General features: G+C 61.1%; 22 protein-coding genes. 13 read left to right on the top strand and 9 right to left on the bottom strand.

What is annotated here, in order from left to right; translation table 11 throughout:
* Nucleotides 1-31: 31 nt before the first annotated feature.
* A complete protein-coding gene (locus ACR0KM_RS16025) occupies nucleotides 32-778 on the top strand; it encodes a hypothetical protein (protein ID WP_480857396.1) in 747 nt (248 codons plus the stop codon).
* 84 nt (nucleotides 779-862) lie between these two features.
* Here ACR0KM_RS16025 and tyrS read toward each other — a convergent pair whose 3' ends face one another.
* Together tyrS and ACR0KM_RS16015 are read right to left on the bottom strand one after the other, a co-directional pair.
* On the bottom strand, nucleotides 863-2,107 hold the full coding sequence (gene tyrS, locus ACR0KM_RS16020; RefSeq protein ID WP_480857397.1) for a tyrosine--tRNA ligase: 1,245 nt from the start codon (nucleotides 2,105-2,107) through the stop codon (nucleotides 863-865).
* Between the two features lie 81 nt (nucleotides 2,108-2,188).
* Nucleotides 2,189-3,457, bottom strand: coding sequence for an MFS transporter (locus tag ACR0KM_RS16015; protein WP_480857399.1), 1,269 nt, complete (start codon nucleotides 3,455-3,457; stop codon nucleotides 2,189-2,191).
* Between the two features lie 255 nt (nucleotides 3,458-3,712).
* Between ACR0KM_RS16015 and ACR0KM_RS16010 the strand changes: the two genes are divergently transcribed.
* A complete protein-coding gene (locus ACR0KM_RS16010) occupies nucleotides 3,713-4,840 on the top strand; it encodes an anhydro-N-acetylmuramic acid kinase (protein WP_480857400.1) in 1,128 nt (375 codons plus the stop codon).
* A 63-nt stretch (nucleotides 4,841-4,903) separates the two neighbouring features.
* On the opposite strand, the gene ACR0KM_RS16005 is transcribed toward ACR0KM_RS16010, so the two are convergent.
* Entirely contained in the window at nucleotides 4,904-5,794 is an 891-nt protein-coding gene (locus ACR0KM_RS16005) for a fatty acid desaturase (RefSeq protein WP_480857402.1), read from the bottom strand.
* A 4-nt stretch (nucleotides 5,795-5,798) separates the two neighbouring features.
* Nucleotides 5,799-6,218 carry a cupin domain-containing protein gene (locus ACR0KM_RS16000; protein ID WP_480819751.1) on the bottom strand — a complete coding sequence of 140 codons (420 nt, stop codon included), beginning with the start codon at nucleotides 6,216-6,218 and terminating at the stop codon, nucleotides 5,799-5,801.
* 87 nt (nucleotides 6,219-6,305) lie between these two features.
* Between ACR0KM_RS16000 and ACR0KM_RS15995 the strand changes: the two genes are divergently transcribed.
* Nucleotides 6,306-7,724: a protein adenylyltransferase SelO gene (locus ACR0KM_RS15995; RefSeq protein WP_480857404.1), complete on the top strand. Its 1,419-nt coding sequence runs from the start codon at nucleotides 6,306-6,308 to the stop codon at nucleotides 7,722-7,724.
* 77 nt (nucleotides 7,725-7,801) lie between these two features.
* Here the strand turns inward: ACR0KM_RS15995 and ACR0KM_RS15990 are convergent, their stop codons facing one another.
* Nucleotides 7,802-8,245, bottom strand: coding sequence for a hypothetical protein (locus ACR0KM_RS15990; protein WP_480857406.1), 444 nt, complete (start codon nucleotides 8,243-8,245; stop codon nucleotides 7,802-7,804).
* A 184-nt stretch (nucleotides 8,246-8,429) separates the two neighbouring features.
* Between ACR0KM_RS15990 and ACR0KM_RS15985 the strand changes: the two genes are divergently transcribed.
* From ACR0KM_RS15985 to ACR0KM_RS15960, 6 genes are all read left to right on the top strand, one after another.
* Nucleotides 8,430-9,134 (top strand): endonuclease/exonuclease/phosphatase family protein, encoded by a 705-nt coding sequence (locus tag ACR0KM_RS15985; protein ID WP_480819754.1) that lies wholly within the window; start codon nucleotides 8,430-8,432, stop codon nucleotides 9,132-9,134.
* A 71-nt stretch (nucleotides 9,135-9,205) separates the two neighbouring features.
* Nucleotides 9,206-9,619 (top strand): Fur family transcriptional regulator, encoded by a 414-nt coding sequence (locus ACR0KM_RS15980; RefSeq protein ID WP_480819755.1) that lies wholly within the window; start codon nucleotides 9,206-9,208, stop codon nucleotides 9,617-9,619.
* Nucleotides 9,620-9,754: 135 nt separating this feature from the next.
* Entirely contained in the window at nucleotides 9,755-10,633 is an 879-nt protein-coding gene (locus ACR0KM_RS15975) for a DMT family transporter (RefSeq protein ID WP_480857407.1), read from the top strand.
* A 137-nt stretch (nucleotides 10,634-10,770) separates the two neighbouring features.
* Nucleotides 10,771-12,048 (top strand): phosphopyruvate hydratase, encoded by a 1,278-nt coding sequence (gene eno / locus ACR0KM_RS15970; RefSeq protein WP_480857409.1) that lies wholly within the window; start codon nucleotides 10,771-10,773, stop codon nucleotides 12,046-12,048.
* A 132-nt stretch (nucleotides 12,049-12,180) separates the two neighbouring features.
* Nucleotides 12,181-12,498: a hypothetical protein gene (locus tag ACR0KM_RS15965; RefSeq protein WP_480819758.1), complete on the top strand. Its 318-nt coding sequence runs from the start codon at nucleotides 12,181-12,183 to the stop codon at nucleotides 12,496-12,498.
* A gap of 102 nt (nucleotides 12,499-12,600) precedes the next feature.
* Complete coding sequence (locus ACR0KM_RS15960) at nucleotides 12,601-12,768, top strand: hypothetical protein (RefSeq protein ID WP_480819759.1); 168 nt, start codon at nucleotides 12,601-12,603, stop codon at nucleotides 12,766-12,768.
* Here the strand turns inward: ACR0KM_RS15960 and ACR0KM_RS15955 are convergent.
* From ACR0KM_RS15955 to mazG, 3 genes are all read right to left on the bottom strand, one after another.
* Nucleotides 12,765-13,214: a GNAT family N-acetyltransferase gene (locus tag ACR0KM_RS15955; RefSeq protein WP_480819760.1), complete on the bottom strand. Its 450-nt coding sequence runs from the start codon at nucleotides 13,212-13,214 to the stop codon at nucleotides 12,765-12,767. The genes ACR0KM_RS15960 and ACR0KM_RS15955 overlap by 4 nt on opposite strands.
* Nucleotides 13,211-14,149, bottom strand: coding sequence for a nucleoside hydrolase (locus ACR0KM_RS15950; RefSeq protein ID WP_480857412.1), 939 nt, complete (start codon nucleotides 14,147-14,149; stop codon nucleotides 13,211-13,213). Before ACR0KM_RS15950 ends, ACR0KM_RS15955 begins: the two co-directional genes overlap by 4 nt.
* A gap of 67 nt (nucleotides 14,150-14,216) precedes the next feature.
* Nucleotides 14,217-15,074: a nucleoside triphosphate pyrophosphohydrolase gene (gene mazG / locus ACR0KM_RS15945; RefSeq protein WP_480857639.1), complete on the bottom strand. Its 858-nt coding sequence runs from the start codon at nucleotides 15,072-15,074 to the stop codon at nucleotides 14,217-14,219.
* A 66-nt stretch (nucleotides 15,075-15,140) separates the two neighbouring features.
* Between mazG and ACR0KM_RS15940 the strand changes: the two genes are divergently transcribed.
* From ACR0KM_RS15940 to ACR0KM_RS15925, 4 genes are read left to right on the top strand one after another with little or no spacing between them, the layout of a single operon-like run.
* Complete coding sequence (locus ACR0KM_RS15940; RefSeq protein WP_480857414.1) at nucleotides 15,141-16,304, top strand: M20 aminoacylase family protein; 1,164 nt, start codon at nucleotides 15,141-15,143, stop codon at nucleotides 16,302-16,304.
* A 12-nt stretch (nucleotides 16,305-16,316) separates the two neighbouring features.
* Nucleotides 16,317-17,285, top strand: a complete 969-nt coding sequence (gene speB / locus ACR0KM_RS15935) for an agmatinase (protein WP_480857415.1) — start codon at nucleotides 16,317-16,319, stop codon at nucleotides 17,283-17,285.
* A gap of 59 nt (nucleotides 17,286-17,344) precedes the next feature.
* A complete protein-coding gene (gene speB / locus ACR0KM_RS15930; protein ID WP_480857417.1) occupies nucleotides 17,345-18,292 on the top strand; it encodes an agmatinase in 948 nt (315 codons plus the stop codon).
* Between the two features lie 57 nt (nucleotides 18,293-18,349).
* Nucleotides 18,350-18,751, top strand: a complete 402-nt coding sequence (locus tag ACR0KM_RS15925; protein WP_480857419.1) for a DUF1499 domain-containing protein — start codon at nucleotides 18,350-18,352, stop codon at nucleotides 18,749-18,751.
* Here the strand turns inward: ACR0KM_RS15925 and ACR0KM_RS15920 are convergent.
* Nucleotides 18,677-18,979 carry a hypothetical protein gene (locus ACR0KM_RS15920; RefSeq protein ID WP_480819766.1) on the bottom strand — a complete coding sequence of 101 codons (303 nt, stop codon included), beginning with the start codon at nucleotides 18,977-18,979 and terminating at the stop codon, nucleotides 18,677-18,679. The genes ACR0KM_RS15925 and ACR0KM_RS15920 overlap by 75 nt on opposite strands.
* Nucleotides 18,980-19,004: the final 25 nt, after the last annotated feature.

The following is a 19,004-nucleotide window of genomic DNA, read 5'->3' as shown; positions in this document are numbered from 1 at the left end:
GCACCGTGTTTGACATTCAGGAGGTACCGATATGGTTTTGTTAACGAATGTGAAGCACGCACTGGGTGCGATGGTGGCGGCTCCGGTTTTGGGGGTTATGATGAGTGGCAGCGCGATGGCCGCGCCAGAGATTTGCGACGGACGAACGGCGCGGGATCTGGCAAATGCCGGGAACTACGCGGGGCTTTGCGACTGTGCGCAGGTGACACCGAGTTTTCTCAAGCGTCTTCAACGGCGGTCGGATTTTGAAACGGTTCTGGGCTTCGCAGGGGCACAGTGTCCGGGTTTGGCCGGGCTGCTGACGGATTTGCCGACTGCGAGCATTGTGCGGGCCACGCCTGCACGCGGTGAGGACCGGAACTCTGACGGGAATGGCGGCGCTGGCGGCGGCGGTGGCGCTGGTGCTGGTGGCGGCGGTGGTGCTGGTGGCGGCGGTGGTGCTGGCGGTGGCGGCGGTGCTGGTGGCGGCGGTGGTGCCGGTGGCGGCGGTGATGCTGGCGGCGGCGGCGGTGCTGGCGGCGGCGGTGGAGCTGGTGGCGGCGGCGGTGCTGGCGGCGGCGGTGGTGCTGGTGGCGGCGGTGATGCTGGCGGCGGTGGTGACAACGCCAAGGGGAACGGCAATGACAGGGCCGAGGCTGCCCGTTCCCGGGCTGACGCGGCGCGGTCAAAAGCCAGCGCCAAAGCCGAGGCTGCGCGCGCCCGGGCGGATGCCGCAAGATCGGGTGGTAAGTCCAAAGGCAAAAGCAAAGGCGGCAAAGGCAAGGGTAAGAGCAAGTAAATGCGCTGATCCGGCCATGATGCCTTGGCAGAATTGGAAACGGCCACCGATCACGGTGGCCGTTTCCAATTCTGCGGTCTGGGTTTAGCCCAGCTGTACCAGCGCGTGCCGCTTCTTGCCGGCGCTCAGCTTAATCGGTGAGGACAGTGCGCCCGCGTCGATCATCAGGCCGGCATCGGTCAGGGGGGCGTCGTCCAGCTTGGCTCCGTTCTCGGCGATCAGGCGTTTGGCCTCTTTGCCCGATTTGGCGAGGCCGGATTTGACGATGATCTGCACAATCGAGGCGGGCAGGTCTTTGGCATTCAGCGTCAAGGTCGGGAGGTCCTCGCCCACGCCGCCTTTTTCGAACACCTCGCGGGCGGTGGCCTCAGCCGTGGCTGCGGCCTCGGTCCCGTGCAGCAGGGTGGTAACTTCATTGGCGAGGCGAATTTTGGCCTCGTTGATCTCGGACCCTTGCAGCGCGGCCAGACGGTCGCACTCGTCGACGGGAAGCTCGGTGAAGATTTTCAGGAACCGGCCTACGTCCGCATCGGTGGTGTTGCGCCAGAACTGCCAGAACTCATAGGCACTCAGCATATCGCCGTTCAGCCAGACGGCTCCGCCTTGGGATTTGCCCATCTTGCGGCCATCGCTGGTGGTCAGCAGTGGCGTGGTCAGGCCATAGATTTCCTGATCCAGCACGCGGCGGGTCAGGTCGATGCCGTTGACGATATTGCCCCACTGATCCGAGCCGCCCATCTGCAGAACGCAGCTATAGCGGCGGTTCAGTTCCAGGAAATCATAGGCCTGCAGGATCATGTAGTTGAATTCGAGGAAGCTGAGCGATTGCTCGCGGTCCAGCCGGGATTTCACTGACTCGAAGGACAGCATCCGGTTGACCGAGAAATGCCGCCCGATATCGCGCAGGAAATCGAGGTAGTTCAGGCTGTCGAGCCATTCGGCATTGTTCAGCATCAGCGCGCCGATGTCGCTGTCATCGTAGGACAGGTATTTGGCGAACACCTGCTTCATGCCCGCGATATTGGCGCCGATCTGTTCGGGGCCCAGCAGGGGGCGCTCGTCCGAGCGGAACGAGGGGTCGCCCACCTTGGTCGTGCCGCCACCCATCAGGGTGATCGGTTTATGGCCGGTTTTTTGCAGCCAGCGCAGCACCATGATGTTCATCAGGTGCCCCACATGAAGCGACTGCGCGGTGGCGTCATAACCGATATAGGCCGTCTGCACCCCGCTGATCAGCGCCTCATCAAGGCCCTGATAATCGGTGCAGTCGGCGAGAAAGCCGCGCTCGATCATCGTGGCGATGAAATCCGATTTGGGGTGGTAGGTCATAGCGTGCCCTTTGGGTTGATATTGCGGGGCACTGTATAGGCGGCGGGATGGGTGAGGGAAAGATGCGTTTTTCAGCCGCTGTCAGGGCTTTTTCTGTGCGGTCGTCGCGGGCAGGCCCATGGCATAGGCCATGGCTGCCAGGTTGAGCGCCGCGAGCGCAAAGATCGGCGTTATCGGATCGTGCAGATGCGCCACCGCGCCGAGGATGGCGGCAAAGACGATCCCCACCAGCCCGGCACTGACATCGCCGAGGGCGACGAGGTAGGGGCGCTCTTTTTCATCCGTCATCTCAATGACGTAGAGGTAGCGGCCATAGATCACTCCGTTACCGCCCAGCGATAGAAGACCGATCACCAATGCATAAAGCTGGACGTTCTGGGCATAGCCCATCAGCGTGAAGGCCAGCGCCATCAGCGCCGAGGCGGCCGAGATCAGGCAGCCCATCCACATCACCGGTTTGACCGAGATGCGGCTGCTGAGCCAGCCCCAGACCAGCGATCCGATCACCATTCCGGCGCTGGCGGCGATGACGAAATAGCTGAGCGAGTGTTTGGTGCCCACGTGATAGGTTGCTGCGTGGATGGTGTAGAACGGCATCGCCAGTTCGACCGAGATGAAGATCAGCCGCGCCAGCAGGAACTTGCGATACCACGGGTAGGCCATGCCGGTTTTGAACCCGGTGGCCAGTTCCGCCAGCGGTTTTGGCTTGGCGGTGGGTTTGGGGGCAGGTCGGTCGTCTTCGAAGATGCGCACCCCGGCAAAGCTGATCCCGGCGGCGAACATGGCGAAGACGCCGCACCACATCACGACGATATGGCGCTGCATGGGCTGGTCCGAGACCAGAAGGTCCTTGGTCAGCCACACCACCGCGATAGCCAGCGCGCCCGAGATCGTGGCCTGCGCAAATACCATGCGGTTGCGTTTGTGGTCGGGAATCGAAACGCCATAAATCTGGCTGGTGCCGAGGCTGGTGATGCCCTGACACAGGCCCATCACAATCGCCGTGGTCAGAAACAGCAGCACCACCAACAGTTGCGGAAGTCCGGTCGCGAACAGCGCCACGACGGACAGGATCAGCGCGGTCAGCAGGTTGGGGATATAGACCGCCAGCTTGGCGCGGGTGACGCGGTTGACGAAGGGTGAGACGAAGATCTCCGCGATCAGCCGCGCTGCGGTGACGAAGGGCAGCAGCAGGCTGGCGACGAATGTGGGGGCCCCCAGCGCCAGATAGAGGAAGGGCAGGACAAGGCGGGGATTGACCAGTTGCCCTCCGATCGTGGAGAGCGCGCCGGACCAGAAGATCAGCTGATAGTTGCGGTTTTCCACCGGGGCTGTGGTGTTCTTTTCCATGTCTCGGCGCTGTGTTCTGTCAGATGCATCAGGGGTTTCTTGCGTCATATTACATAAGTTCAGAAATTGGCTTGCGAAAATCTTGCCTATGGGCGTGCCTTTGCAGAGTCTGTGACCGAAAAATACCGGCTTTGCGGTGAATGCGTCTTGTCAGGGACTGGGGTCTGGGGGCAGTTTGAAACTTGTGCAGCGTCTGGTTGAGTGGCCTTTGCGGGCCGTCGCGGATGGACGCGCGGGATTGAGCAGGAGAGAGGCGTGAGCCGGAGCAACGGAAAAACCGGGCCAATCCGGGCGCTGGGGGCGATGTCGGGGACCTCGCTGGATGGTGTGGATGCTGCTGTGGTCGAAACCGACGGGCAGCGGATTTTTGGCTTTGGCGAGAGCCGCTATCGCGCCTATTCCGAGGCCGAGCGCGCGGTTCTGCGGGCGGCGTTGGGCCAGTGGCACGGGGCCGAGGTTGAGGCGGCAGGCGAACTGGTGACGCTGGCCCATGCCGAGGCTTTGGCCGAGTTTGAAGAGGTCGACATGATCGGCTTTCATGGCCAGACCTTGGCGCATGAGCCGCGCGGACGCGGGACGTTGCAGGTGGGCGATGGGATCGGCCTGTCGCAGGCTTTGGGGCTGCCAGTGGTCTGGGATTTCCGCAGCGATGATGTAGCCTTGGGCGGAGAGGGGGCGCCGCTTGCGCCGTTCTTTCACTTCGCTTGCGCCAAGTGGATTGGCGCGGATGCGCCGTTGTGTTTTCTGAATTTGGGTGGGGTTGGCAATCTGACCTATGTGGACCCGTCGTTTGAGGGGCCGGAAGCGTCTGGGGCGTTGCTGGCGTTTGACACCGGGCCCGCGAATGCGCCGGTGGATGATCTGATGCAGGCGCGGCTGGGTCTGCCGATGGACCGGGATGGGGCGCTGGCGCGCGGCGGGACGGTCGAAACCGGCGCGCTGGAGCTGTTTCTGGCCGAGCCGTTTTTCAACCGAATGCCGCCGAAGTCTTTGGACCGAAATGACTTTGCCGAGATGATCGGGTTGGTGCAGGAACTGAGCGATGCGGATGCGGTGGCGACCCTGACGGGCATGTGTGCGGCGGGTGTGGTGCAGGGGATGGAGCATTGCCCCAAGCCGCCAGCGCGGTTGCTTGTCACGGGCGGAGGACGGCGTAATCCGGTCTTGATGGAGATGCTGCGTGCTGCCTTGGACTGCCCGGTGGAGCCTGTCGAGTCTGTGGGTCTGGATGGTGACATGCTGGAGGCGCAGGCCTTTGCCTATCTCGCCGTGCGGGTGGCGCGGGGGATGCCGACCTCTTGCCCCGGAACAACCGGGGTTGGTGCGCTTGTCGGGGGCGGGGTTGTGTCGTCTCCGGCGCGGGAGGTTGTGGCGCGCGGGTAGGGGGCTCTGCCCCCGTCGCTGCGCGACTCCCCCGGGATATTTTTGGCCAGATGAAGAGTGGATCTAATCTCTCAGTGTTCGGGCGTAGTCGGTCGCGAACTCGGTATAGCTGTTTGACACGGATTTCAGGTGGGCTTGAGTCCATTGGTGGAAGACTGGCAGCTGGTGGAACGGCACGTTTGGAAAGGCGTGGTGTTCTGCGTGATAGGGCATGTTCCAGGCGATGAACCGGATCAAACGGTTGGTGAAGGTGGTGCGGGAGTTTTCCAGCATATTCGCCACAGGCGGGCAGAGGCCGTGCTCGGCCAGGAGATAGAGGCGCAGGACGGGTTGACCGATCAGTGCCGGCAGAAGCCAGAGCCAGAAGAGGATCGGCGTGAAGAACAGGCTGAGTGCGCAGAGGGCGTAAAGAGCGATGAGCAGGCGGGCCTCGGTTCCGATCGCGCGGTGTTGGCGGGATGGCAGGTAGGCGGCATCGATCCGCCCGGTGGCGTTCTGGAACAGGACCCGCGCCATGGCGATCCAGTAGGGGCCGCCGCTGAGGTAGAGCATCAGGCTGGGCCAATTGTCAGGGCGGGGTTTGCCCGCCAGTTCCGGGTCTCTTTCCGGGTGGTTGGTCCATTTGTGGTGGGCCATGTGGAAGTAGCGGAACCATGTAAACGGCAGAGCGATGGGGATCGAGGCCATGTGCCCGACGGTCTCGTTGATCCAGCACGTGCGGAATGGTGTTTTATGGGTGCACTCGTGGCTGAGGGTGAAGAGGAAGACCAGCAGGATGCCTTGTGTGACCAGCAGAACTGGCCACAGCGGGATTTGCAGCAGAATGCCTGACGACGTGAGGCAAAGCGCAGCGAGGTAGAGCGCAAGATGCGTCAGTCCGGCGCGGTTGGACCGTTGTTGGAGCTGGGATTTTGTCTGTGCAGGCAAGGTGGCTATGAGGCTGCGGTGGTCCATCTGGTCAGCTTCTGGGGATGTCGAAATCTGCGGCAGCAAGGGTGAAGCCGCTGAATTCGAAACCCGGCGAGACAGCGCAGCTGACCAGTGTGTAATCCCCGGTGGTGCGGGCGGCCTGCCAGTGATCTTCGGGCACGATCACCTGCGGTGCGCCATGGGTCAGGTCCGGGCTCAGCAGGTGATCGCTTGCCGGTCCGTGATCGGTCGCACTCAGCGACAGGATGAGCGGAGCACCGGCGTGGTAGAGCCAGATCTCGGTCGCATCGACACGGTGCCAGTGGCTGCTTTCGCCCTTGGCCAGCAAGAAATAGATGCAGGTGCCGGTGGCGCGGCCTGCGTTATCGGCGCGCCAGGTTTCGCGGAACCAGCCGCCTTCGGGGTGGCGTTGCAGGTTCAGGTGGTCGATGATCTCTTGCGCGGTCATGGCGGTCCCTTTGGGGTTTGCGGTGATTATGCACGCACGGGCGCGATCCGCTATGGCAATTGCGCCTCAAGGTCATATGTTTGCCGCATGACACTGACGATCCCCTTCGACAACAGCTATGCCCGGTTGCCCGACACCTTCTTTGCGCGACAGGCGCCGGTTCCGGTGCGTGCGCCGCGTCTGGTTGCCTTCAACGCGGATCTGGCGCGGTTGCTCAGGATCACTCCGGGCGAGGTTGAAGAGATGGCAGAGACCTTTGCGGGCAACGCGGTGCCCGAGGGGGCGCAGCCGTTGGCGCAGCTGTATTCCGGGCATCAGTTTGGGACCTACAATCCTCAGTTGGGTGATGGCCGGGCCGTGCTTTTGGGCGAAACCGTAGGTGAGGATGGTGTTCGCCGTGACATTCAGTTGAAAGGCTCGGGGCCGACGCCGTTTTCGCGGCGGGGCGACGGCCGGGCCTGGTTGGGCCCGGTGTTGCGGGAATATATCGTGTCCGAGGCGATGCACGCGCTGGGTATTCCGACCACGCGGGCGCTTGCCGCGGTCGAGACCGGAGAGCGTGTGTTGCGCGAGGGGCCGATGCCCGGTGCCGTGCTGACGCGCGTGGCACAGAGCCACCTGCGGGTTGGCTCGTTTCAGGTTTTTGCAGCACGCGGGCAATTAGACAACCTCAAGCGGTTAACGGATTATGCGATCCAGCGGCATTATCCCGATGCCGAGGGACCTATGGGGCTGTTGCGCGCCGTGCGCGATGCGCAGGCCCGACTGATTGCGCAATGGATGAGCGTGGGGTTCATTCACGGGGTGATGAATACCGACAATTGCTCAATCGCGGGGGAGACGATTGATTATGGGCCTTGTGCGTTCATGGACAGTTACCACCCCAATACGGTCTACAGTTCGATTGATCGGATGGGGCGCTACGCCTATTCCAACCAACCCGACATTGCGGTGTGGAATCTGGCGCAGCTGGCGACTGCGCTGATCCAGCAATATGAGGACAAAGAAGCAGCCGTTGAAGAGGCCACCGAGATTGTGCACGCCATGCCGGATCTGATGCAGGCAGAGTGGCTGCGGCGATTCCGGGCCAAGATCGGATTGGTGCAGGCAGAGGATGGAGATCTTGAGATGATCTCGGACCTGTTGACGCGGATGGCGCAAAACGCTGCTGACTTTACCAACACCTTCCGGGCGCTGGGCGATCAGGGCGCGCGCGATCAGTTCACTGATCCGGCGGCGTATGATCAATGGGCCGAAGGCTGGCGGGCGCGGGTGCAGCGCGAAAGGGATCCGGCGCAGGTGATGGCGGCGGCCAACCCGGCGTTTATTCCGCGAAATCATCGAGTTGAGCAGATGATCGAAGCGGCGGTGCGGGGGGATTACACGCTATTCCAGCGCCTGAACGTCGTGCTGTCCCGGCCTTTTGAGGATCAGCCGGATGCCGTCGATTTGATGCGACCTCCGGCTGAAAGCGAAGTTGTTCAGGCGACATTCTGCGGGACGTGATCCTGTCCGGTCGGGCTGTCAAGACAGCCTAAGCCGGCCGAGCCGGCGGCGCGCTGTCCGCGCCAATACAGCGAACCCTACCGATAGCAAGTTGTCTGGCCGCGGCCTTGTTCTAGCGGTGCGAATGTGGCGATGCTGGTTCGACCGTCCGAAAGCTCTCCTTGCGCTTCGATGGGGACGAGGAAATACCCTTTCTGAATTCTCTCGGTCCGGTATGTGCCCGTCACCATGTTCGAGCAGACGAAATCACCCGATATGCGTCGCGATGGTCCTGCCGAAAACTCGCCAGAGCAGACAAAATCATCCGCTTGCAGGCAGAACTCGCCTCGGGTCGAGCTTCTGCTGAACCAAGCGATGCCTTCGAACGGTGTGCCGTCTGAAAGCTTTCCGGAGATATTGTTGTAATGGCCCGAGTAGGGGACTGTTACTATTCTTCTGTCGCTCTGATCTGGGGTGTCGCATGCTGCGATCATCAGCGTACCCGCGCACAGGGCCGCAAGGGTGCGATAAATCTTCTTCATCAATAAGTTCCGGAATTGGTCGCTTTTTGGTCAAGCTGTTTCAATGGGTCGTGACTGGAGGCTAGGTGAGTTGCATTCGACGGCCAAGTCAAAACCGATAGTTGTGCGCGCCGTGTGCTAATTCGGTCACCAGCGCATTTTCTTGTATGACAGCTTTGCCCCGGTTGTGTAGGTTCGGGTCGTGATGAACATGCCCAGTACCCTGCGCCTTGCCAGCTATAACATCCAGAAATGCGTGGGGCTTGATTTCCGTCGGCAACCGCAGCGGATCATGCAGGTCATCGACAGTATGCAAGCCGATATCGTTGTGCTGCAGGAGGCGGACAAACGTCTGCCGCCGCGACCTGCCGCGCTGCCGCATTTCATGCTGGATGAGGCCGGTTGGCAAATCGTCGATCTGGGCGGGGCGGGCAGTTTGGGCTGGCACGGCAACGCCGTGATTTGGCGCGGCGATCATATCTCGGTCCGGCAGACGGGGCATCACGATTTGCCCGGGTTTGAACCTCGGGGGGCTGTGCGAGTCGAGTTTGATACTCAGATCGGCCCGTTGCGCGTGCTGGGGATGCATCTGGGGCTGCTGTCTGCGTCGCGTCGTCAGCAGATCACGCATATCCGGCGCTGTGATTCTGATCTGGACCAGATGCCCACTGTCTGGGCCGGGGATTTTAATGAATGGTCGCGCCAGCCGGTGCTGGATCATCTGGCCCCCGACATGCGGTTCCTGCCACCTGTGCCAAGCTTTCCTGCTGCTCAGCCCCTTGGTGCTTTGGACAGAATCGCGCTGGGGCAAGGGCTTGAGGCGACGTTGCATGGGGTGCATGACACGCGACCTGCGCATATCGCCTCGGATCATCTGCCGGTCTGGGCAGACCTGCGCCGTGCGGCCTGAGGCAAAATCGTCGGTGGCGCCGCGCGCGCAGACATATTAAGACGGAAATCCGAAGAGTTCCGGGGGTCACCATGTCCGACACCATTATCGCCCGTTGCGAGGCCAAGGGCCTGCGGATGACCGGTCAACGCCGGATCATCGCTCAGGTCTTGCAGCAAAGCGCCGATCACCCGGATGTGGAAGAACTCTATGCCCGTGCCTCGGCCGAGGATTCCGGTATTTCGATTGCCACGGTCTATCGCACAGTGAAGCTGTTCGAAGAGGCGGGTATTCTGGAGCGCTTGGAATTCGGCGATGGCCGGGCCCGCTACGAGGATGCCGAGCGCGATCACCATGATCATCTGATCGACATGCAGTCGGGCGAGGTCATCGAGTTTGTCGATCCCGAGATTGAGGCGTTGCAGGAAAAGATTGCCGCCAAACTCGGCTACAGGCTGAAAGGCCACCGGCTTGAGCTGTACGGCGTACCGCTCGACAAGGACTGACCTATCACGAAACGCGATCGCTGCGCGCACGGGAATTCATCAAAGAGGTCGCAATAAGACTTGCGGCGTCGCGCCTGTTACGGCTTTGCTGGTTGCAGGCCAGCCGGAATGCGGCCCAACCCAACGGAAGCACCGATGAATAATGTAAACGGCATCCTGCTGCTTGTCGGATCGATGGCGGCTTTTGCGATTGAGGATATGTTCATCAAGCACTTGTCGGCCACAGTGCCGACGGGGCAGATTCTGATTGCGCTGGGCATTGTCTGCGGCCTCGCCTTTGCTCTTTTGTCCGTGGTGACGCGCAAACGCATCTTTGAACCTGCCGCCTGGGGGCCCTTACCGCTGGCACGCGCCGCGTCCGAGGGGTTGGGGGCCGTATTGTTCGTGACCGCGCTGTCTTTGATTGACCTGTCCACTGTGGCTGCGGTGTTTCAGGCACTGCCGCTGGCTGTGACCATGGGAGCTGCATTGTTTCTGGGTGAAAACGTGGGCTGGCGTCGCTGGAGCGCGATTGGCGTTGGTTTTTTGGGTGTGCTGATGATCATCCGACCGGGCCTTGAGGGTTTTCAGCCTGAAACCCTGCTTGTCGTCGCCACGGTCTTTCTGATTGCCGCGCGCGACCTGATCACGCGCAAACTGGATGCGCGCGTGGCCTCCAGCGTGGTTGCGATGCAGGCTTACATCGCCGCGATCCTCGCCGGAGCCATTCTGATGATTTCCACCGGCCAGCCGTTGACTCCGGTGCAGGGCACCCAGGTCGGGCCCTATCTGGCCGCAGTGGTTTTCAGCATGCTGGGATATTATGGCATCGTCGCGGCGATGCGCGTGGGCGAGGCATCTGCCATGATGCCGTTTCGTTACACGCGTCTGGTGTTTTCTATGATTGCGGGCATGCTGATGTTCAATGAACGCCCAGATCTGATGACGTTGGCAGGGGCAACACTGATCATTGGATCTGGGCTGTATACCTTTGTCCGCGAGCGCCGGTTGGTGCGGCAGATGGCCGTCGCCTGATCCTTGCGCGTAAAAACTGTGGGAAGATTGGGGTCAAACGCGCAAGTTACCCATGTTAGCGATAACGGACCTGGTTTACTTTTTGCTGGTTGCTGCTATGACGCGATCAACTGAATGCAGCCACAGGGACGGGCCTCATGAGCACGATCATCGACATCCACGCACGCGAAATTCTGGACAGCCGGGGGAACCCGACGGTCGAGGTGGACGTGATTCTGGAAGACGGCACCATGGGCCACGCCGCCGTGCCTTCGGGTGCGTCGACCGGTGCCTACGAGGCGGTAGAAAAGCGCGACGGCGATAAATCCCGCTATATGGGCAAAGGCGTGCTGGAGGCAGTCGCCGCCGTCAACGGAGAGATCGCCGAGGAACTGGTGGGCTTCGACGCGACCGAGCAGGTGGCGATTGATCAGGCGATGATCGAACTGGACGGGACCGAGAACAAGGGCCGTCTGGGCGCAAACGCGATTCTGGGTGTCTCGCTGGCCACCGCGAAGGCGGCGGCGGATTTCACCACGCAACCTTTGTATCGCTATGTCGGCGGCACTTCTGCCCGTGTGCTGCCTGTTCCGATGATGAACATCATCAATGGCGGCGAACACGCCGACAACCCGATCGACATTCAGGAATTCATGATCATGCCGACCTCGGCCAGCAACATCCGCGAAGCGGTGCGCATGGGGTCCGAGGTGTTTCACACGCTGAAGAAAGAGCTGTCGGCGGCGGGTCTGGCCACCGGCGTGGGCGATGAGGGCGGTTTTGCACCTAATATCGCCAGCACTCGCGAGGCGCTGGATTTCATCCTCAAGTCCATCGAAAAGGCGGGTTACAAACCGGGCGAGGAAATCCACCTCGCCCTGGATTGCGCGGCGACCGAGTATTACAAAGATGGCAAATACGTCTTCGCGGGCGAGGGCACGACCCTGACCTCAGAGGAAAATGCGGCCTATCTGGCGGCATTGGTTGCAGATTACCCGATCATCTCGATCGAAGACGGCATGTCCGAGGATGACTGGGACGGCTGGAAAGCGCTGACCGATCTACTGGGCGACAAGGTGCAACTGGTGGGCGACGATCTGTTCGTGACCAACCCCGCGCGTCTGGCCGAGGGGATCGAGCGCGGCTGCGCGAACTCGATGCTGGTCAAGGTGAACCAGATCGGGTCGCTGACCGAAACCCTGCGCGCCGTCGATATGGCGCATCGGGCGCGCTATACCAACGTGATGTCCCACCGCTCGGGCGAGACCGAGGACGCCACGATTGCCGATCTGGCGGTGGCGACGAACTGTGGTCAGATCAAAACCGGCTCGCTGGCGCGCTCGGACCGGTTGGCCAAATACAATCAGCTGATCCGCATCGAGGAATCGCTCGGCGAGGTCGCAGAATACGCGGGCGCATCGATCCTGAAGCGCTGAACACCGCTCTTGGTTCAGGACTGATATGGCCCCGGCTTAACAGCCGGGGCTATTTTTTTGCTTTGTCCTGGCCTCGAACGGACTAAGCTGGCTGGAACGGGGCACGGTGTGGCGCAGGGGAAGGGAAGCATCATGGTTAAAGTCAAACTCGTCACTAGCGCTGCTGTGCTGTTCATATTGCCCCAGGTCGCATTAGCGGATCATCCGCCGTCCGCTGTCTGTCAGAAGATGATCGAAACCGATCCAACAGGGCAGATCACGATGGAAGAATGCCTGTGCACCTATAACGTCGCGGACACGGTTCTGGATGACGATATCAAGGCGCTGCTGTTCCAATCCTGGTACACGGGCGAGAATGTGACGGATCAGTTGAAGGCGTTACCGGAGCCCAAACGCGTGCAGAGGCAGTTCAAGACGATGGAGCGGACCTTCAAAAAGAACTGCCTTTGAGTTGCGCGAAAAGACGACATGAAAATCGTTATGTGTGAACTTGTTCCTATTGCCGTAACGTAAACCCCCTTAATCTGCCTGCATTGCAGAAAGGGGGACATCATGTCTGCTTCGAAAGTTTTTCTTGTTGTTTCAGTGCTTTGCACCACTGTTCTGGCCGCGTGCTCGGAACCTGGGACCTATCCGATCTCTGGTATGGAGGTCTCGCAAAACGATCCGGTGAAGGACATGCCTCATCCGGGCGTCATTTTCCGGGGCGAGTCGCGTTAAAGCGCTTTGCTCATCAGCATATAACGGTCGCGCGGTCTGAAGCCTGAGCGCAGATAGAGTTTCTGCGCGGTCTCGTTGCTGCGGTCGACTTCCAGATGCAGGGCAGTCAGCCCGGCCTCGGCCAGCGCCTTTGGCAGGTCCTGCAGCACTTCGGATGCGATGCCGCGGCCCCGGACTGCGGGGCGGATGTAGATTTCGTCGACGAACGCGTCCATGCCGCCGAACTCGACTGACCAGCCGAATGTGAGGATGACATAACCCAGCGGCGCGCGGCCCGGCCCAATCAGATACACGCACCCATGCGGTATGCCGTCCAGCAATGGGGTGAGCGCGTTGCGGCGTTTCTCGTCATCCTGAGCGATGCCGGATTCGGAATGAAACGCCGCAACCAGCGCCATCAGGCGGTCCAGATCGTCCGGGCGCGCAAGGCGAAGAGCGGCGGTCATAGGCGGGCCAGCCTTTCTGTCAGCAGGTCGAAGAAACCCTGAGCGTCGACGTCGCCCATGAACATGGCATTTGGTGCGCGGTCCGTGACCCGCCACCAGTCGGCGACGGTCATGCCCAGCGTCAGTTCGGACTGGGTTTCGATCTCGACATTGATGTGACGGCCCGAGAACAGGTCCGGCTGGATCAGATAGGCGGTGACGCAGGGATCGTGCAAGGGAGCCCCTTCAGAGCCGTATTTCTCTTTGTCGAAGCGTTCGAAAAAATCGGTCATCTCGGCGACGGCGTGTCCGACCTTACTGTCCAGTGCCCGGAAGGCATCGTTGCGATGGGGCGTGACCAGCGCGTCATGGGTGACGTCCAGCGGCATCACCACGATAGGAGCACCGGATTTAAACACGATTTCAGCGGCTTCGGGGTCGACGTAAATGTTGAATTCCGCCGCCGGGGTAATGTTGCCGACCTCGAAATACGCCCCGCCCATCAGCACGATTTCCTGCACTCGGTCAATGATATCGGGCGCCTTTTGGAATGCTGTGGCGATGTTGGTCAGTGGCCCAAGCGGGCAGAGGGTCACGGTGCCGGGCTCATGTGCGCGCAGCGTGTCGATGATGAAATCGACCGCGTGCCCCATGGCCAATTCCATCTGCGGATCGGGCAGAACGGGACCGTCGAGCCCGGTTTTGCCGTGCACATGCTCGGCCGTGACAAGGGGACGGTTCAGGGGCCGGTCGCATCCGGCATAGACTGGGATATCTGTATGCCCGGCCAGTTCGCAGACGATGCGGGCGTTTTTGGCCGTCAGCTCCAGCGGTACGTTCCCAGCGACGGCGGTGATGCCCAAAACCTCGATCTCTTCGGGGCTGGCAAGGGCCAGCAGAATAGCGACGGCGTCGTCCTGACCGGGGTCGGTGTCGATGATGATCTTGCGGGGCATTGGGGGTCTCCCGGAGGGGGTGTGAGGGCCGGACACTCGCAAGTGTCACGCGAATTGTCTAGTTGAATTACACGTCAGCGGAGGCGTCCACCGGCGGGAGTTTGCCATTGGCGCGGTGCTCCTCAAGTTTCACCTCATCCCAAAGTGCATCCATCTCGGCCAGATCGCTTTGGCTGGGCGTTTTGCCGCGTTCTGCCAGCCGGGCTTCGACCTTCTCAAAGCGGCGGGTGAACTTGGCGTTGGTGCGGCGCAGGGCGGCCTCGGGTTCGATCCCCAGATGGCGGCCGAGGTTGACCATCACAAACAGCAGATCGCCGAATTCGTCCTCAAGCGCGTCGGCATCCTTCGCGTTTCGCGCCTCTTCCAGTTCAGCGGCTTCTTCGGTGATCTTGGCCAGCACATGGCTGGCGTCGGGCCAGTCGAACCCCACCCGGGCGGCGCGTTTCTGCAGCTTGTGGGCGCGCAGCAGGGCGGGCAGGTTGGCGGCCACGCCGTCCAGCGCGCCTTTCTGTTCCTTGCCCGCGCGTTCAGCCGCTTTGATGGTTTCCCAATCGCGGGTTTGCTGGTCGGCGGACTTGTCGCGGGATTCATCGCCGAACACATGCGGATGGCGGGCGACCATCTTGTCAGACATGGTGCGAACCACGTCCTGAAAAGTGAAATGCCCAGCTTCTTCAGCCATTTGCGCGTGGAAGACCGATTGGAACAGCAGGTCGCCGAGTTCGCCTTTCAACTCGTCATAGGCCTGCCGTTCGATGGCGTCGGCGACTTCGTAGGCTTCCTCGATCGTATAGGGGGCGATGGTGGCGAAATCCTGTTCGATGTCCCACGGGCAGCCGGTTTGCGGGTCGCGCAGGCGGCGCATGATTTCCAGCAGACGTTCAATACCCGCGTCAGTGTCGTGGATCAGAGGATTTTCGGCCATTGCGAACCCTTTCGTTCCGGTGTCAGATGCATCCATCCCGCAGTCCCGATCAGGAGTCCACCCCAGATGCCCGTCGTCAACCGAATTGCCGATTACGCTGCCGATATGGCCGCATGGCGCCAGCACCTGCATACGATCCCCGAGCTGGAGTTCGAATGCTACGAGACCGCCGCTTTTGTTGCCGAGCGGCTACGCGAGTTCGGGGTGGATGAGCTGCACGAGGGTATCGCCAAGACGGGCATGGTGGCGATCATCAACGGGCAGGCGGACGGCCCAACCATCGGCCTGCGCGCGGATATGGACGCGCTGCCGATCACCGAGGAGACGGGGGTGTCTTATGCCTCGACCAAACCCGGCAAGATGCACGCCTGCGGCCATGACGGCCATACCACGATGCTGCTGGGGGCCGCGCGCTATCTGGCCGAGACACGGAATTTCGCGGGCCGCGTGGCACTGATCTTTCAGCCTGCCGAGGAAGAGGGCGGCGGCGCGGGTATCATGGTCGAAGAGGGCATCATGGAGCGGTTCGATATCTCTCAGGTCTATGGCATCCACAATGACCCCGGGAACCCCGAGGGCGCGTTTTACACAACGCCCGGGCCGATCATGGCTGCGGTGGATACGTTCGAGATTCATATTCAGGGGGTCGGCGGCCATGGGGCCATGCCGCATCAGACCAAGGACCCGGTGATGGCGGCCTGCGGGATTGCGCAGGCGATCCAGACGATTGTCAGTCGCAATCACTATGCGGTCGAGGACCTGGTGGTCTCGGTCACGCAGATCCACGCCGGGACGGTGAACAACGTGATCCCGGATACCGCTTTTCTGAACGGCACGGTGCGCACGTTTGACCCGTCGGTACAGAAGATGGTGATGGAGCGAATGGAGCAGATCGTGGCGGGGCAGGCGGCTTCCTACGGGGTTGAGGCGCGGCTGGACTATCAGGTGGGCTATCCGGCGACGATCAACGACGCCGAGAAGGCGGCGTTCGCGGCAGACGTCGCGCGCGAGGTGTCCGGCACAGAGCGTGTGGTTGATGATATGGGCCGCGATATGGGGGCCGAAGATTTCTCGTACATGCTGCAGGCCCGCCCCGGCGCGTATCTGTTCATGGGGCAGGGTGAGGGCGCGGGGCTGCACCATCCGAAATACAACTTCAATGACGATGTCGCGCCGGTTGGCGCCTCCTTCTTTGCGCGGATCGTCGAAAAGGCGCAGCCCCTGGGCTGATAAGGAAAAGACATGGCACTGGAAGATTCAAAGAACTACGTCGACGAGGCGTTCACCAACCCCGAGTTGAAGGGTGTCTCGTATGAAAACACCTTTGGCGGCGCAATGTCGTTCCTGCGGCGCCTTTATACCAAGGACTTGACGGGCGCAGATATCGCGGTAACCGGTATTCCGTTCGATCAGGCGGTGACCAACCGCCCTGGCACCCGGCTTGGCCCCCGCGCGATCCGCGAGGCAAGCGCGTTGCAATCGCCCGATGAACCCTACGGTTGGCCGTTCAAGGCGCTGAACGAGCTGGCAGTGGTCGATTATGGCGATCTGGCCTATGACTACGCCAATATCCCGGCCTTTCCCGACACGTTGACTGATCACATCCGTACCATTCTGAAGGCCAATGTCGCCTCGGTCGCGCTGGGAGGGGATCACTATATCAGCTTCCCGATCCTCAAGGCTTATGCCGAGAAATACGGGCCGATGTCGTTGCTGCAATTCGATGCGCATACGGATACGTGGGCCGATGACGATATGTCCCGCGTGGATCATGGGACGATGTTCTACAAGGCGGTGAAATCGGGGATCGTGGACCCGAAACGATCCGTGCAGGTCGGGATACGCACCACCAACGAAGATACGCTGGGCGTCAACATCATCGACGCACGTGAGGTGTATGAATCCGGCCCTGCCGCCGTGGCCCAGAAGATCAAGGGCATCCTCGGCGACAGCCCTGTGTACCTGAGCTTTGACATTGATGGTCTGGACCCTGCCTTTGCCCCCGGTACTGGCACGCCAGTCTGGGGTGGGCTGAGCTCCATTCAGGCGCAGATCATCCTGCGCGACATTGCCGGGATCAACATCAAGGGCGGTGACGTGGTGGAGGTGTCTCCGCCTTATGACACTTCGGGCGCGACGGCGATCGCGGGGGCCCATGTGGCGACGCAGATCATTTGCCTGTTGGGTTGGAACAAGCTGGTGAGGCCTTAACCTTTGGTTAGGCATAACTCCGGTATGTGCTGGGTGGAGGACCGGATCGGAGTGAGCATATGACCGAATTCAACCAACCCATCGGCGGCAACGATCTGGCGCGGTTTTCAGGGCCGAATACGTTCATGCGTCTGCCGCAGGCCTCCTCGCTACACGGTCTGGATGTGGCGGTGTTGGGCATTCCGATGGATATCGGGACCTCATGGCGGTCGGGCACGCGGTTCGGGCCCAAGCAAATCCGCAGCGAAAGCGCGATGATCCGGCCTTATAACATGGCGAATGGTGCGGCTCCGTTCGACAATCTGCAGATCGCCGATATCGGGGATCTGGCGATCAACACGTTCTCACTGGGCGACAGTCTGAAGATCATCAAGGACAGCTATGATGGCATTCTGGCGCAGGGCGTGATCCCGGTGGCGATGGGTGGGGACCATTCAATTACCCTGCCGATCCTGCGAGCCATCGCCGCCAAACACGGGCCGGTGGCTTTGGTGCATGTGGATGCACATGCGGACGTGAATGACGAGATGTTCGGCGAGAAGGAAACCCACGGCACCGTCGTCCGTCGCGCCTACGAAGAGGGGCTGATCGTCCCTGACAAGACCTTCCAGATCGGTATCCGCGGCTCGGGCTATGCCACCAGCGACTTTACCGAGGCGCAGGGCTGGGGGTTTCAGCAATTTCCGGCTTGGGCGTTATGGCAGCAGAACCTGACCGAAATCGGAACACGTATTCGCAAGATGGTGGACGATCACCCGGTCTATATCACCTATGACATCGACAGCCTTGATCCGGCCTATGCGCCGGGAACCGGAACGCCCGAGATTGCAGGCCTGACCACCCCACAGGCACTGCAACTGATCCACGCACTTCAGGGTCTGAAAGTAGTGGGCTGCGATCTGGTCGAGGTCTCTCCACCCTATGATCCGTCGGGCAATACAGCGTTGACCGCTGCAAATCTGTTGTTCGAGATGCTATGCATCCTACCCGGCGTGACGTCGCGATAGGGGTGCAGGGCGACAATCGAAGCGGGTAGGTTGGGCTAAGAGGGGTTGAATAGGCTGATGAAGATGATGCTTTGGCTGGTGATCGCGGTGGGCGTTGCGATGGGGGCGTATATCCGTCTGGCCCCGTCAGACCCTGCCCATTGGCATATTGCGCCCGAGGGCGCGGACCGTGATCTGAATGGCGGTGTCGTTCGGGTCGTCGAGACCGGTCCGGACGGGTTGGTGCGTCTGGATGCCATTGCCCGCGCGACCCCGCGCACCCGAGTTCTGGCCGGTGCGGTCGATGAAGGGATGATCACCTATATCACCCGCACCAAGGTGTTCGGATTTCCCGACTACACCACCGTTCAACAGGATGGCGACACGTTGCGGATCTATGCGCGCCTAAGATTTGGCCGGAAGGATTTCGGCGTCAATCGGGACCGGGTCACCGCTTGGCTTGCTCTGCTGCAGTCCTGAGGACAGGCACCCCTCCTGCACCTCGCGCCACATGGGGACGTTCAGCGACATCTGGCATTGAGCGGTGAACATGCGACCGTCGACCTGCAGGCAGATCAACTCTCCCAACTCGATGCGTGACCCTGATGTGTCGGTGCAATAGCAGTCGCGGACTTTACCATCCGGGCCGACGTAATCCGCCAGCGCCGGTGTAGAACAGAGGGTGAGGACCAGGATTAGACGTTTCATACGCCAAACCTAGCACAAGGCAGGG

The sequence above is a fragment of the Ruegeria sp. G10 genome (assembly GCF_056533645.1).
This window is presented reverse-complemented; position numbering and strand designations above follow the sequence as displayed.